Origin of the sequence: Rothia sp. CCM 9418, assembly GCF_048512825.1 — a bacterium.
GTDB lineage: Bacteria > Actinomycetota > Actinomycetes > Actinomycetales > Micrococcaceae > Rothia.
Genome location: NZ_JBLXXX010000001.1, coordinates 34,951 through 49,348, shown reverse-complemented (window position 1 = coordinate 49,348; position 14,398 = coordinate 34,951). Strand labels below are relative to the sequence as shown.

Below are 14,398 nucleotides of genomic sequence, written 5' to 3'. Positions count from 1 at the left end.
GACTAGATAACGTGTTTGTACTTGCTTTAGATTCATCCGCTACCGCATCTGTCGCCCTCGGCCAATGGACTGCCGATGGGGTCAAGCTCTTAGCCCAGCGTAAAACCTCAGATACTCGTTCACATGCTGAAGTCATGGCTCCATATGTGCACCAAACCTTAGAACAAGCTCACGTCAAAGCTGAAAACCTTGATGCTGTGCTCGTCGGCAGAGGACCGGGACCTTTTACGGGGTTACGTGCTGGAATCATGACAGCTCGAGCACTCAGCTTCGCTCACCATATTCGGTGCTACGGTCTCATGAGCCTGTACGCTATCGCAGAATCAGCATATGAACATGCCCAAAAACACCAATATCATCGCTTTTTCGTCGCTACTGATGCCCGACGTAGAGAAGTCTATTCAGCAGAATTTGAACTGACCGCTTGCGGGTATCAGCTATGCGGTGAACCAACGGTGGGGTCTGCTCAAAACCTTAAAAATCTGCCAGTCTACGGTGCTGGTGCCGGACTATACTCTAACCTTCTTAACGCTGTTCCTGAGTTTACTCAATCTCAGCCTGACGCTATTGACTTACTACAAGCTGCATGGCGTCTGGGAGAACAGCGTCTAGAAACAGAAACGAGTGCACTCTATTTACGTGAATCTGATGCAAAAGTTCCTCAGTCTATGGTGGCGTTAGGAACCGCCTAATGAACCAGACGAGAACCGCCTCAGATGGCTCAGCTGTGGTACTAAGAGAATTAGAACTTGTTGATATCGAACAAATACATCGGTTAGAGTGCGAACTCTTCCCCGTAGATGCTTGGCCGATAGAAATGTTCTTAGCAGAAGTACAACATCCGACTCGTTACTACATCGTGTTAGAACAAGACCACAAAATTATTGGGTATGCCGGAGTTATGACCGTAGCTGATACTGCTGACATCCAGACCTTAGCTATTTGTCCGTCCAAAAGACGTTGCGGTTACGGCACCTGGCTTTTAGAAACCTTGCATGAACAAGCCTGCGCTCGGGGGGCACAACGTGTCATGTTAGAAGTACGAGCCGACAATCCTGCTGCTCAAAACTTATATGTAGCTCAAGGGTATTTACCCGTACACCGTCGCGAACGATACTATAACGATGGCGTAGACGCTCTGATAATGATGAAAGACCTCGAAGCCGTCGAACCTCTCCAAGAAGAAAAGCACCATGACCAATAGCATAGAACCTCTTGTACTAGGAATTGAATCATCCTGTGACGAAACAGGAATTGGTATTGTACGAGGAACAACTCTCCTGAGCAATACGGTTTCTTCATCCATGGAAGAACATGTCCGCTTCGGGGGAGTCATTCCAGAAATTGCCTCTCGCGCCCACCTCGAAGCAATGATTCCAGCAATACAGCAAGCTCTTGACGAAGCTCAAGTGGGTTTAGACGAAATAGACGCTATTGCTGTTACTGCAGGGCCAGGTCTTGCTGGGGCTCTTATCGTGGGGGTCTGTGCCGCTAAAGCGTTAGCTGCTGCTACCGGTAAACCCCTATACGGTATTAACCACCTCGTCGCTCACGTTGGTGTCGGACTGCTTGACCAACCAACCGGCACACTCCAGCTCGGACAGCTCTGTGAACGCGGTCTTGGAGCGCTCCTTGTCTCTGGCGGGCACACCGAAATTCTTGCTGTACACAACATCACCTCGAATGTTCGTCTTCTCGGCGCTACCCTCGATGACGCGGCGGGGGAAGCCTACGATAAAGTAGCCAGACTTTTAGGTCTTAACTATCCTGGCGGTCCCGCTATTGACCAAGCTAGTCGTTCTGGCAATCCTCAGGCTTTCCGATTCCCACGTGGACTTTCTGCTCGAAAATTTATGGGGACAGCCGAGGCGCCTGGACCCCACCGTTACGATTTTTCTTTCTCCGGTCTCAAAACAGCCGTTGCGCGAGTTATTGAAGGATATCAAGCACGCGAAGAAAGCGTCCCTGTTGCCGACATTGCTGCTTCTTTCCAAGAATCAGTAGTAGACGTCATCACCCACAAAGCCTTATTAGCATGTACTGAACAAGGGCTAGAAACATTGCTCTTAGGCGGTGGAGTTGCTGCAAACTCACGGCTACGAGAACTTCTTGCTCAACGTTGCGCCGAACATTCGGTAGAACTAATCGTTCCTGAACTGTCTTTATGCACTGATAACGGGGCGATGGTAGCGGCATTAGGGGCACGTCTCGTTGCGGAGGGGATAAAACCTTCTCCTCTAGAGTTCGAGACAGACTCCTCCTTACCTGTGCAGATCATTTCAGTGTAAGAATCTATGCTTGAATGCCACCCGATGCAGAATCCCGTATTCGTTGAGCTACTAAATCTTTGACTACTGCACGTAAATTACCCCCTGAAGACTGAGCAACATGACGTTGTCTGGCACTGTTTCCTCCAGAACTTATAATCGTCTCAAGATGCTTTAGTTCTTCAGTGCACCCTAAATCGTGCGCAATAGGGTAGAGCCTATCGATGAGCTCTCGTAGGTCTTCTTGTATATGGCGTTCATCATTGCGATTATTTTGAATAATAATAGCGTCCAAACCATAGCGTGCCGCACGCCATTTATTCTCTTGAACATGCCAAGGCTTGAGGGCTTCTATTCTTTCTCCCTTATCAAGCTTTCGTGAGAAAGATTCAACAAGACATTGGGTTAACGCTGCGATAGCAGCAATATCTTTGAGCGAAGACAACCCATCGCAAATACGCATCTCCACGGTGCCATAATGTGGTACTGGGCGAATATCCCAACGGTTTTCGCTCGGATCATCGATGACCCCTGTATGGAGCATATCTTGTAGGTAATTTTCATAATCTTCCCAACTTTCGAAGTGGAAAGGGAGTCCTGCTGTTGGAAGCTGCTGAAACATTAAAGCTCTTTGGCTGGCATAACCAGTATCTACTCCTTCCCAAAAAGGGGAAGAAGCTGATAAGGCAAGTAGATGAGGGTAATAGGTGGTGAGTCCGTCGATAATAGGTAATGCTTTGTCTCGAGAATTGACGCCAACATGTACATGAACACCATAAATAACCATCTGTCGCCCCCAATATTGGGTACGGTCTAGCATCTTGAGATAGCGTTCTTTGGAAGCTACTGGCTGGTCAAGACTACGTGAGAATGGGTGTGTTCCGGCAGAGAAGAACTCTATCCCTAACTCGTCAGTTATCTGTTGAAGAGCCAATGCTCCTTGATGTAACTGTTCTATGGCTTCTGCCACGGTTGTGCAAACTCCGGTGACAAGTTCTAGCGTATTATCGAGGAACTCTCCCGTGAGGTGAGGGCCCTGAGCACTGTCCAATAATTCGGGGTTTTTTTGCTGTACTAGTGCTAGCACTTCTTGCGCTCGAGAGCATAGCTCTTGTGTTTGAGCGTCGACAAGGGCAAGCTCCCACTCTACCCCTAATGTGGATGGTGCGGACGGCGCGAAGGGAATCATCGTTCTCCTACCTGTGATGGTGTTTTTCCATGGTAGGTCAGAAAAGACGGATTACGTACTTATGACGTCATAAAGGTGAGACAGCCAACGCTAATCGTCGAGAAGTTTTACCTTCTCCAATACGCGTTAAAATGAGTGTTCCATGGTGCCCTTTCCCCGATTTTTTGGTATTTTTTTGGGCTCCAAGGAGTTTGATACGTAGCTGTTCAGGAGAAATATCTACTCCCCGTTTTTTAATGGTGAGTGTCGTGATGCTATTTTCACGTACCCAGCGTTTGAGATGTTTGTCGTTAATCGGGAGTACCTGTTCTACACGGTATCCTTTAACGCCTCGTATCTGCAGAGGATGTGAACTTGTCAGATACGCAATATGTTCGTCAATAAGTTCTGCGTCGGTGGTACGAATAATTTCGCTGAGAAGATGCGCACGAATTAAAGCACCGTCTGGCTCATAAATATATTCTTTGACCTCATACAGCGGTTCAGATGCTTGTTGCTGGCTGTGAGATTCATGGTAAGGGCTAGAAACCTCAGTGACAACTGACGGCTCAAAAGGGTCACTATCAAGGACGAGCGCGCTTCTTTTAACGTGAGGTTGTGCTAACGCGTTAAACCACAGCACGACTTCAACAACAGACCCATGATGGCTAATCCACTGTGCTTCACATTCTTCAGGTATTTGATCGTGGGGGATAGCTGGCCCCATTTTGACGCCCATGGCGATTCCTGTTTGTGCTAATTCTCGGATGAACGATAGAGGTGGAGAAAAATCTTCTGCGTCAAAAGTCCGTGATTGTGTTTTACCCTGTTGAACTGTTCTTCGTGCCGGATCAAGCCATAACGCATCAATAGGGCGACCAAATATATGAGGAAGTGCCTTTAGCTCGAGTTGTTGCACATCTGCGCACAAAACCTGTGCTGTTGGAAAATCAGCAAGATTATATTGAGCGTAACTAGCTGTTTGCTCGTCGATATCTACGGCAGTAACGGCTAACCCTGCTTGAGCGAAACAGAGTGCATCAGCACCAATACCACACCCCAAATCTGCAACAGAATGAACTTTCGCTTGTACAAAACGTTGTGCATGTACCATCGCGACAGCTTGGCGCGTAGCCTGCTCATATCCAGCTTCACTGAGAAGCATGTGATGAGCTCTATCCCCAAATTTTTTGGAAGCTTTCGTTCTATTTTTTGCTTGAGCTAAAATCCTGCGAACACTTTCTGCACTGAAACCTTGTGCCCGTAATTGTGTTGCATAATTGAGAGCTTGACTCGTATGGTAAGGGACGAATTGGGCAATTGCTTCTAACTCTTCTTGAGTTTCTTCAACTGCTGGTGCCGGATGTACAGAGGTGCTCATAGTCGTCAGTGTCCTTATATTGGGCTAGAACTCATATTATAGATGCGCTGTGTGCGAAACTGGCGGGTTTTCTTGACCTTCTCTAGGGTACGGCTCTAAAGTTTGTGTTAGCACTTAAGAGCTGACAGTGCTAATTATTCTTGAAGAAGTATCGGCACCGCGACGACGACACTTTCTCAAAAGCACCATTTAGCTCAAACATCAGAAATGTTAAAAGAACATCAAGGAGCAAAAATGTCCTCCATCAAACCACTCGAAGACCGCGTAGTCGTCCAGATTCTCGAAGCAGAACAGACCACCGCATCCGGACTTGTTATCCCTGATACCGCTAAAGAGAAGCCACAGGAAGCAAAAGTTATCGCAGTTGGTCCCGGACGCACCGACGAAAAAGGCAACCGCATCCCCGTAGACGTAGCAGAAGGCGATATCGTCATCTTCTCCAAATACGGCGGAACCGAAGTATCCTTCGGCGGAGCAGACTACCTCATTCTCTCCGCACGCGACGTATTGGCTATCGTCAACAAATAATCTTTTCCGCACACAATACAAAGGAGCTAAGAATTCATGGCAAAACAGCTTGAATTCAATGATGCAGCTCGTAAGAGCCTGCAAGCTGGTGTGGATAAACTCGCAAACGCTGTCAAAGTGACGTTGGGCCCTCGCGGGCGCAACGTCGTCCTTGACAAGCAGTGGGGCGCACCTATCATTACTAATGACGGTGTATCTATCGCTCGTGAAATTGAACTAGAAGACCCATACGAAAACCTTGGCGCTCAACTCGCCAAAGAAGTCGCCACCAAAACAAACGATGTAGCAGGTGACGGTACAACTACTGCAACCGTACTCGCTCAAGCGCTTGTTTCTGAAGGTCTGCGTAACGTCACCTCTGGTGCCGCACCAGGAGAAGTCAAACGAGGCATTGAAACCGCCGTCCGTGCTGTCTCCCAACGGCTACTCGAAAACGCCAGAGACGTTCAAGGCGAAGAAGTCGCACACGTAGCGGCTATCTCAGCACAGTCCCCAGAAATTGGTGAACTTCTCGCCCAAGCTTTCGACAAAGTCGGACAAGACGGCGTCATCACCATCGAAGACGGTTCAACCACAGAAATTGAACTGGAAATTACCGAAGGTATGCAATTCGACAAAGGCTACCTCTCACCATCATTCGTCACCGACTCTGATCGTGCAGAAGCAGTCCTCGAAGATAGCTTAATCCTGCTCTACCAAGGCAAAATCTCAACAGTCGCTGAGATTATGCCACTGCTAGAAAAAATTGTTCAGGCAAAAAAGCCACTGACCATCATCGCAGAAGACGTAGACGGAGAAGCTCTTAGCACCCTCGTCGTCAATAAGCTTCGAGGAAACCTCAACGTCGTTGCCGTCAAAGCTCCTGGCTTCGGAGACCGCCGCAAAGCAATTATGCAAGACCTTGCAATTCTTACCGGCGGCACTGTGATCACCGGAGAACTCGGTATCTCCCTTGACTCAGTTACCCTTGACCAGCTTGGCTCAGCACGACGTATCACCGTCACTAAAAACAACACCACCATCGTTGAAGGTGCCGGAACCTCTGCAGACGTCGCTGAACGAGTCAGCCAACTCCGCGCAGAAATTGAGCGAGTCGACTCCGAATGGGACCGTGAAAAGCTCAAAGAACGCCTAGCAAAACTTGCCGGTGGCGTTGGCGTCATCAAAGTTGGTGCAGCAACCGAGGTCGAAGCAAAAGAACGTAAACACCGTATTGAAGACGCAGTGTCCTCAACCCGTGCAGCCCTTGAAGAAGGCATCGTCGCAGGCGGAGGAACAGCTCTCGTGCATGCGTTAGCAGCACTTGAAGGTATGACACTTGAGTCAAAAGACGCTCAAACCGGTGTTGAAATCGTCAAGAAAGCACTCGTCCAACCTCTACGCTGGATTGCTCAAAACGCAGGCGAAGATGGATACGTTGTCACCAGCAAAGTAGCTCAACTACCTGTTGGCTCTGGCTTTAACGCACGTACCGGCGACTATGAAGACCTCATCGCTGCTGGTGTTATTGACCCCGTCAAAGTAACACGCTCAGCACTAGAGAACGCTTCATCCATTGCCGCATTGGTGCTGACAACCGAAACCCTCGTCGTCGAGAAACCAGAAACAGAGGACGAAGAAGAGAAATAAAATATTTTCTTCTCAGAACCTCTAACGGTACAGAAGAGCCTGTTTTAGCCTCCCGTATAGGGACTAAAACAGGCTCTTCTGGCCTCAAAAAGAACTTGTGTTTGCTCACAGTAGGCTTCGAAAAAATACTATTTAGGCAGACAATCGACTCCAGTTCCGGTAACGTTCAAAGGTCAGCACTCTCGTCAATCAGATATACACACAGAAAGAGAACTCTTTCATGGTTGCGCAAACACACACCAAATACCCGTTGAATAGGCGGTGGCTTAAAACCCAAGGTTTTCGCCCCGAAATTCAAGGCCTACGCGCATTAGCTCTCTTCCTCGTTGTCACCTACCACATCTGGTTCGGCAAAGTTTCTGGAGGCGTCGACGTCTTCCTCTTCATCTCCGCCTTCCTCCTCTCCCTCTCAACCTTACGTAAAATCAATGAGGGAAGACCGCTGGCCCTCATCAAATACTGGTTACACGTTTTTCAACGCTTACTGCCGGCTGCTGCCACCGTCATCGCAGGAACAGTAATCGCCGCATGGTTCTTCCTGTCCCCATCACGAATCATGGGCATCATCCACGATGGTATAGCTGCACTTTTTTACTTTCTCAACTGGCGTTTAGCATATAATTCAGTAGACTATTACGCCCAAGACGCAGCCACCAAAACACCTCTACAACACTTCTGGTCGCTGTCCATGCAAGGACAGATTTTTATCCTCTGGCCAATCCTCTTCTTCTGCGTCGCATTACTCGTCCGCCGCTTCCGCCTCAACCTCATCGGAACAGCCCTCCTAGTATTCGGTACCGTCTGGGGAATCTCTCTCGCATTTTCTATCTATGAAACTGCAACAAACCAAGGCTTCGCATATTTTGATACCCGCACCCGAGCCTGGGAATTTGCTACCGGAACGCTCCTTGCCATAGTGACCTTCTACTGGAAACCTCCACAATGGCTTCGCATCCCCATGGGATGGGTTGGCGTTGCCGGACTCATCCTCTGCGGGCTCATCCTGCCAGTACAAGAAGCCTTCCCCGGATACCTTGCACTCTGGCCCGTTACTTGTGGCGCCCTCGTCATCCTTGCCGGACAGACAAACTCCCCATGGGGTGTAGACCGAATTCTCAGCTCCACACCACTACTAAAACTCGGTGAAATTTCCTACGCTCTGTACCTCGTACACTGGCCGGTCTACATTATCTACTCAACTCGCGCTCGCGTGGACCACCCCAATTTTTTGGTCGGTTCTTTGCTCATCATTAGCTCGATAGTCATTGCCACCATCATTCACTATGGAATTGAAGAACCTCTACGACGTACTCCCACCGTTAAAAAACATGCGGTACCGAAACCTCATCGTGGAATGAAAAAACTTCTCTCCGGTGCTACTACTCGCCCAATAGCTATTATTCTGAGCTGCTTCATGCTTGTTGGTGTTCCTCTCGTGGGCGCTAAAGCGTGGGTTCACCATCGTAACAATCAGCTCGAAGCTCTTGCCGAAGCTGCTGGAAGCCCCGACTTTCCTGGGGCGTATGCCTACAATGAGGCTTCTACTCATTACAAGTATCCGCCTATTCCTACTACCGACCCCGAAAAACAATACGATGGTATCGACCCGAACGGTTGTGGCGGTCTTATTGGAGGAGACAGGGGAGTCATCAGCTCACTCTGCGGACTTGAACAGAACTCCTCTAAGGCAGATAGTCCTTTAGTGATGGTTATTGGGTCTTCGCATGCTGGACAATCTATTGCGTTCTATAGACCGTGGGCTCAAGAGCACCAAATAAACCTTATGGATTTACATCTTGGCGCGTGTCGTTATCCTTTGGAAGCAGAACCGAACCCTAACGAAGAATGCGAAGAATACAACGCTAATATTCGTCAGCTCGTACTTGATATTCACCCTGAGGCCGTCGCTTTGCTCGTAACACAGACAGACGCGCATCACTCGGAGATTCTCGTACCCGGTATCGAAGAAGAAATTGAAGCATACACTCGAGCAGGGATACAGGTTTTTGCGTTACGTGATAATCCTCGATGGGCTGATAATATTTATGATTGCGCTCAGACTCATCCAGAAGATCCTACGTTTTGTGGAGAAAAGCGGGAACAAAAGCTTGCAGATATTAATCCTGCCCAAGAACTCGTAGACCGCAATCCCTTGGTTTATGGTCTTGATTTTTCGGAACAATATTGCCCCTATGGTTTTTGTTCTCCTATTTTTGGCAACGTCTATGTGTACATGGACGATAACCATATTTCTCGTGCGTACGGTTCTACTTTGGATCAAGAACTCAACCAACAGCTACAAGAACAAGGGTTTAGCCTCGGACGTACCTAAACTACATATTTATCGCGTTAAACACTAATCACGGGGTGAATCTCACTCCTACCATGTTGTCTGTTATCACGAAGAGAAAATTACTTACCTGTGGCACCAAAAGAACGTCGATTTAGACCGGAGATTCAAGGGTTACGCGCTTTTGCTGTGACCTTGGTCGTTGCCTACCATTTTTGGCTCGGGCGAGTTTCGGGAGGGGTGGATGTTTTCCTCCTCATCTCCGCTTTTTTGATGACGCTTTCATTCACTCGGAAACTAGAAACAGGTCAGCCAATCGGTTTTAAAGCCCTCAAAGACTACTGGGCACGTACTTTTAAACGTATTATGCCTTTGGCTACGGCAACTGTTCTACTGGTGCTGATTGGGACATGGTTTTTTCTGCCTGCGCCACGGTGGCAAGGGATTATGGATGAAGCCGTTTCAGTCGTTTTTTATTATGAAAACTGGTGGTCCATCAACAACTTGGTGGATTATTATGCTGCTGATTCTTCACAGGCCTCACCGTTACGCCACTTCTGGTCGCTATCAGTTCAAGGGCAAATATTTCTTCTATGGCCTTTACTCTTTGGTCTGAGCTGGGTCATTTACCGTATGATAGGGCGACGGTTCGCTCGCGGTATTCTAGCAACTCTTTTTGGTGCTGTTTTTCTTGCTTCATTGACGTACTCGGTCTATTACACACATCTTGACCAACAGCTTGCATATTTTTCTACGTACACTCGCCTTTGGGAATTTGCCTTAGGTTCTTTGGTTGCTATCGGGCTGCCGTATCTTCGCTTCCCTTCAGCCATCAAAATAATGGTGGGTTGGATGGGCCTTATCGCAATAGTATTATGTGGCCTTATCCTAGATGTTGAGGGTAATTTCCCTGGGTATTATGCCTTGTGGCCCACTTTAGCAGCCGCTGGTGTACTGGTTAGCGGAGATAGTGCAAGCCGATGGGGTGTGGAGCGTTTACTCTCCCTCAAACCTTTACTATGGCTTGCGACATATTCTTATGGGCTTTATCTCATCCACTGGCCTCTTCTTGTGTTTTACCTCTACACCGTCGACCAAGAAAAGGCCAGTACCAGCGCTGGAATCATACTCTTTGCAATATCGTTGGGATGCGCTTGGATTCTTACTCAGGCGAATAAAAAATTCTTAACATGTGCTCAGCGTTTTGACGGCAATGCACGTTTTTCTGTCCTGATTGTTGGATGCTGTATGACCGTTGTCCTCGTAAGTACAACATTATGGAACGTTGTTTTAGAACGTGCAGAACAACGCCTGAACGCTCAACCTATAGTCGATAACCCTGGTGCCCTTGCCCTTGAAGCAGGTTTTATTTACGAAGGTGAAGAAAATGCTGGTATTCGCCCTAGCTCTGCTGACCGTTTCGACGACCGTCCCCTCTATAACACCTCTTGTGCGCCGAGCCTTCTAGAAACATACCATTTTGAAAAATGGAACTGTCATCAACTGACAACTTCTGAAGAGCCCACACACCGAGTCATCGCTGTTGGAAACTCTCATATGGATCAGTGGGGCGATCCGCTTATCTCACTAGCAACACAAGAAAATTGGGATCTTCAATTCCTACAATTTAACGACTGCTACCTACTTGACCCTGCCCGTAATACAACAAATCAAGGATGCCAACGCTGGATTGAGAACTCACAACGCTATATCGATGAGCAAAAACCTGACCTCGTCATCACCATTGGAACAATCTCCGTGTACGAAGGCTCGGGGGAGTACGTCCCTGACGGGCTAGAAGAGTTTATTGAACATCTTGAGCACGAAGGTATTGAGATTGTTGCTCTTCGGGATAACCCTCGTTTTGAATCAACTCATGCAGATTGTGAGACAAGAACCCATCAGCTCTGCACCTTCGACTCAGAACTTGCTCAACAATCTAACCCCTTAGAAGAATACGCAGCACAATACCCTAACTTCGGCACTGTCGATATGACAGACCTAATTTGCCCCAACGCAGAGTGCCCTTCTGCTGTCGGTAACGTGTACGTATATCGTGATGATTCACATCTAACACAAACATTCGTCGTCTCTGCAGAAAATTTCTTCATTCAACGGATGCTTGAAACGCTTGAAGGTACTGAACACACCGATACGGTTGATGAATCTTCGGTACCGGAATATTCAGGCACATAAACTCGGTAAGCTCATCAGGTACAGAAAATATTGAATCGGTGAGACGTATACCCTTTTTATCGTGGAACTATTAGGGTTCACACCCTCTGGGGTTTACTATTAACAATTGGATAACCTCTTTTTCTCTTTCTTATCAGAGAATAACTCCCACAACCGAAAGGTCCGATTCGTTCATGGCTACGCCCACCGCATTGTCTGAAGATCCTTTTGGCTTCACCGGCCTCACCTACGACGACGTTCTTCTGCTACCAGGTAATACCGACGTCAATCCTGCAGATGCTGATACCTCCACAAAATTATCGAAGCGTATCACCCTGAACACTCCTATTATTTCTGCTGCGATGGACACCGTCACTGAATCGGATATGGCTATTGCAATGGCTCGTCTGGGTGGACTGGGCGTACTACACCGTAATCTTTCCATTGAGGACCAAGCTACTCACGTAGACCGCGTTAAACGTAGCGAGTCTGGAATGATTACTAATCCCGCAACCATCGGGCCGGAAGCAACTATCGAAGAATTTGATGCCGTATGCGGACACTTCCGAGTTTCTGGACTTCCCGTCGTCGACGAAAACGGTATTTTGGTCGGTATCATCACCAACCGTGATATCCGTTATTTACCCGAAGCTGAATACTCACAGCGCACTGTTCGCGAGATTATGTCCCCTATGCCACTAATCACCGGCTATGAGGGGATGTCCAAAGAAGAAGCCTACAACCTATTAGCTTCTAACAAGATTGAAAAGCTACCTCTTGTTGATCAAAACGGCAAATTGACCGGTTTGATTACAGTCAAAGACTTTATCAAAACAGAACAGTACCCTCGCGCCACCAAAGACGACGAAGGCCGTCTTCGCGTTGGTGCGGCTGTTGGATTCTTTGGTGACGGCTACGAACGAGCTATGACCTTAGTAGAAGCCGGCGTTGATGCACTCTTTATCGATACCGCTAACGGACACTCACAAGGCGTACTCGATATGATTGCCCGTCTTAAAAAAGATTCTGCTGCCGACCACGTCGATATCATCGGCGGACAGGCAGCAACCCGCGCTGGTGCACAAGCCATTATCGACGCTGGAGCAGACGGCGTTAAAGTTGGTGTTGGCCCTGGTTCTATTTGCACTACTCGCATTATCGCTGGTGTAGGTGTCCCGCAGGTAACAGCCATTAACGAAGCTGCTAAGGCTGCTATTCCGGCAGGCGTTCCTTTGATTGCTGATGGCGGTATGCAACATTCCGGTGAAATCGGTAAAGCCCTTGTTGCTGGTGCTGATTCTGTGATGATGGGGTCGATGCTTGCCGGCACCGCAGAATCTCCTGGCGACCTAATTTTTGTTGATGGCAAACAATTCAAAGCATACCGAGGTATGGGTTCCTTAGGCGCAATGGTTTCTCGTGGACGCCACAAGTCTTACTCGAAAGACCGTTATTTCCAAGCGGATGTTTCTTCTGAAGAGAAACTTATTCCTGAAGGTATTGAAGGACGTGTTCCTTTCCGCGGTCGTGTCGGCTCTGTTTTGCATCAGCTTGAAGGCGGTCTACGTCAGACAATGTTCTATGTTGGCGCTCGCACCATTGAAGAATTGAAATATGAGGGTAAGTTCGTGCGTATCACCCCCGCAGGACTCAAAGAGTCTCACCCTCATGACATTATGATGACGGTCGAAGCACCAAACTACCGTCGCTAAATCATTCGGCGTGGTATATCCCATAAGCGTTATGCGCTTGCTGGGGTATTGCCTCTAACGAAAGGAACAAACCATGTCCGATATCGAAATTGGTTTATCAAAACGGGCTCGTCGCACCTATAAGCTCGACGATGTTGCTCTAGTACCTTCTCGTCGTACTCGCGACCCTGAAGACGTGAGTACTTCATGGCGTATTGACGCTTTTACCTTTGAGACGCCTCTCATTGGTGCACCGATGGATTCGGTGATGTCTCCACAAACCGCCATCGCACTTGGACGGTTGGGCGGATTAGGCGTTTTAAACCTTGAGGGATTGTGGACTCGCTATGAGAACCCTCAACCTTATTTGGATGAGATTACTTCTTTAGAGCTTAACGATCCTGTTGCTGCTACTCGCCGCATGCAAGAAATCTATGCTGAGCCTATTAAAGCTGAGCTGATTACTAAACGCCTTTCAGAAATTCGTGATTCTGGTGTTATTGTTGCAGGCTCTTTGACTCCTCAACATACTCAAGAGTTCTACGAAACTGTTGTTAACGCTGGGGTCGATATTTTTGTGATTCGCGGGACTACTGTTTCTGCTGAACATGTTTCAGAAAACCGTGAACCTCTCGACCTTAAAAAGTTTATTTACGAACTTGACGTTCCGGTGATTGTTGGTGGTGTAGCTGGGTATACTCCAGCGTTGCACCTGATGAGAACAGGTGCGGCAGGTGTTCTTGTTGGGTTTGGTGGAGGCTCATCGATGACTACTCGACGTGGTCTAGGCATTCAAGCATCTATGGCAACAGCTATTGCTGATGTGGCAGCTGCACGTTCTCGTTACCTTGATGAATCTGGCGGACGGTATGTACACGTCATTGCTGATGGAGAACTTGGACGTTCAGGGGACCTCGTTAAAGCTCTTGCTCTTGGCGCAGATGCTGCGATGATTGGTGCACCTCTCGCACGTGCAAGTGAAGCACCTGGCCGCGGACTCTACTGGGGCAATGAGGCTCATTCAGTGAACTTCCCTCGAGGTATTCGCACAAACCTCGGTACGGTTGGTACTCTCGAAGAAGTCTTGTATGGCCCTTCCCACCACGTTGATGGAACATCTAACATTGTTGGTGCTTTGCGACGGGCCATGGCAACATGCGGTTTTACCGATGTGAAATCTTTCCAACGAAGTGAATTAGTCTTAGCTGATTAACCAATGAGCCCCTGAGCCAAAGGGTTACCTCAGTAAAGGCATGGTCAGTCTTAAAG

The 14,398-nt window shown here is 48.2% G+C and carries 11 protein-coding genes; 9 read left to right on the top strand and 2 right to left on the bottom strand.

What is annotated here, in order from left to right; genetic code table 11:
* Positions 1-11 precede the first annotated feature (11 nt).
* The 3 genes from tsaB to tsaD are packed head-to-tail and all read left to right on the top strand — an operon-like array spanning position 12 to position 2,288.
* Positions 12-692 carry a tRNA (adenosine(37)-N6)-threonylcarbamoyltransferase complex dimerization subunit type 1 TsaB gene (gene tsaB, locus ACN083_RS00220; protein WP_419100827.1) on the top strand — a complete coding sequence of 227 codons (681 nt, stop codon included), beginning with the start codon at positions 12-14 and terminating at the stop codon, positions 690-692.
* Complete coding sequence (gene rimI / locus ACN083_RS00215; protein WP_419100826.1) at positions 692-1,204, top strand: ribosomal protein S18-alanine N-acetyltransferase; 513 nt, start codon at positions 692-694, stop codon at positions 1,202-1,204. Before tsaB ends, rimI begins: the two co-directional genes overlap by 1 nt.
* Complete coding sequence (tsaD, locus tag ACN083_RS00210; RefSeq protein WP_419100825.1) at positions 1,194-2,288, top strand: tRNA (adenosine(37)-N6)-threonylcarbamoyltransferase complex transferase subunit TsaD; 1,095 nt, start codon at positions 1,194-1,196, stop codon at positions 2,286-2,288. The genes rimI and tsaD overlap by 11 nt, the downstream gene beginning before the upstream one ends.
* A gap of 4 nt (positions 2,289-2,292) precedes the next feature.
* Here tsaD and ACN083_RS00205 read toward each other — a convergent pair whose 3' ends face one another.
* Complete coding sequence (locus ACN083_RS00205; RefSeq protein WP_419100824.1) at positions 2,293-3,456, bottom strand: glutamate--cysteine ligase; 1,164 nt, start codon at positions 3,454-3,456, stop codon at positions 2,293-2,295.
* Between the two features lie 67 nt (positions 3,457-3,523).
* Complete coding sequence (locus tag ACN083_RS00200) at positions 3,524-4,816, bottom strand: THUMP-like domain-containing protein (RefSeq protein ID WP_419100823.1); 1,293 nt, start codon at positions 4,814-4,816, stop codon at positions 3,524-3,526.
* Positions 4,817-5,050: 234 nt separating this feature from the next.
* Here ACN083_RS00200 and groES point away from each other — a divergent pair, with 234 nt between their 5' ends.
* From groES to ACN083_RS00170, 6 genes are all read left to right on the top strand, one after another.
* Entirely contained in the window at positions 5,051-5,344 is a 294-nt protein-coding gene (gene groES / locus ACN083_RS00195) for a co-chaperone GroES (RefSeq protein ID WP_419100822.1), read from the top strand.
* Between the two features lie 36 nt (positions 5,345-5,380).
* A complete protein-coding gene (gene groL / locus ACN083_RS00190; protein WP_419100821.1) occupies positions 5,381-6,973 on the top strand; it encodes a chaperonin GroEL in 1,593 nt (530 codons plus the stop codon).
* Positions 6,974-7,193: 220 nt separating this feature from the next.
* The gene (locus tag ACN083_RS00185; RefSeq protein WP_419100820.1) at positions 7,194-9,305 is read left to right on the top strand and encodes an acyltransferase family protein; all 2,112 of its coding nucleotides are present in this window, start codon (positions 7,194-7,196) and stop codon (positions 9,303-9,305) included.
* A gap of 90 nt (positions 9,306-9,395) precedes the next feature.
* A complete protein-coding gene (locus tag ACN083_RS00180; protein ID WP_419100819.1) occupies positions 9,396-11,459 on the top strand; it encodes an acyltransferase family protein in 2,064 nt (687 codons plus the stop codon).
* A gap of 173 nt (positions 11,460-11,632) precedes the next feature.
* On the top strand, positions 11,633-13,150 hold the full coding sequence (gene guaB, locus ACN083_RS00175; protein ID WP_419100818.1) for an IMP dehydrogenase: 1,518 nt from the start codon (positions 11,633-11,635) through the stop codon (positions 13,148-13,150).
* Between the two features lie 73 nt (positions 13,151-13,223).
* The gene (locus ACN083_RS00170) at positions 13,224-14,342 is read left to right on the top strand and encodes a GuaB3 family IMP dehydrogenase-related protein (RefSeq protein ID WP_419100817.1); all 1,119 of its coding nucleotides are present in this window, start codon (positions 13,224-13,226) and stop codon (positions 14,340-14,342) included.
* Positions 14,343-14,398 lie beyond the last annotated feature (56 nt).

Coding starts and splice junctions, on each gene's coding strand:
- ACN083_RS00170 (WP_419100817.1), top strand. CDS start 13,224: ATGTCCGATATCGAAATTGGTTTATCAAAACGGGCTCGTCGCACCTAT.
- ACN083_RS00200 (WP_419100823.1), bottom strand. CDS start 4,816: ATGAGCACCTCTGTACATCCGGCACCAGCAGTTGAAGAAACTCAAGAA.
- guaB (WP_419100818.1), top strand. CDS start 11,633: ATGGCTACGCCCACCGCATTGTCTGAAGATCCTTTTGGCTTCACCGGC.
- groL (WP_419100821.1), top strand. CDS start 5,381: ATGGCAAAACAGCTTGAATTCAATGATGCAGCTCGTAAGAGCCTGCAA.
- groES (WP_419100822.1), top strand. CDS start 5,051: ATGTCCTCCATCAAACCACTCGAAGACCGCGTAGTCGTCCAGATTCTC.
- ACN083_RS00205 (WP_419100824.1), bottom strand. CDS start 3,456: ATGATTCCCTTCGCGCCGTCCGCACCATCCACATTAGGGGTAGAGTGG.
- tsaD (WP_419100825.1), top strand. CDS start 1,194: ATGACCAATAGCATAGAACCTCTTGTACTAGGAATTGAATCATCCTGT.
- rimI (WP_419100826.1), top strand. CDS start 692: ATGAACCAGACGAGAACCGCCTCAGATGGCTCAGCTGTGGTACTAAGA.
- ACN083_RS00185 (WP_419100820.1), top strand. CDS start 7,194: ATGGTTGCGCAAACACACACCAAATACCCGTTGAATAGGCGGTGGCTT.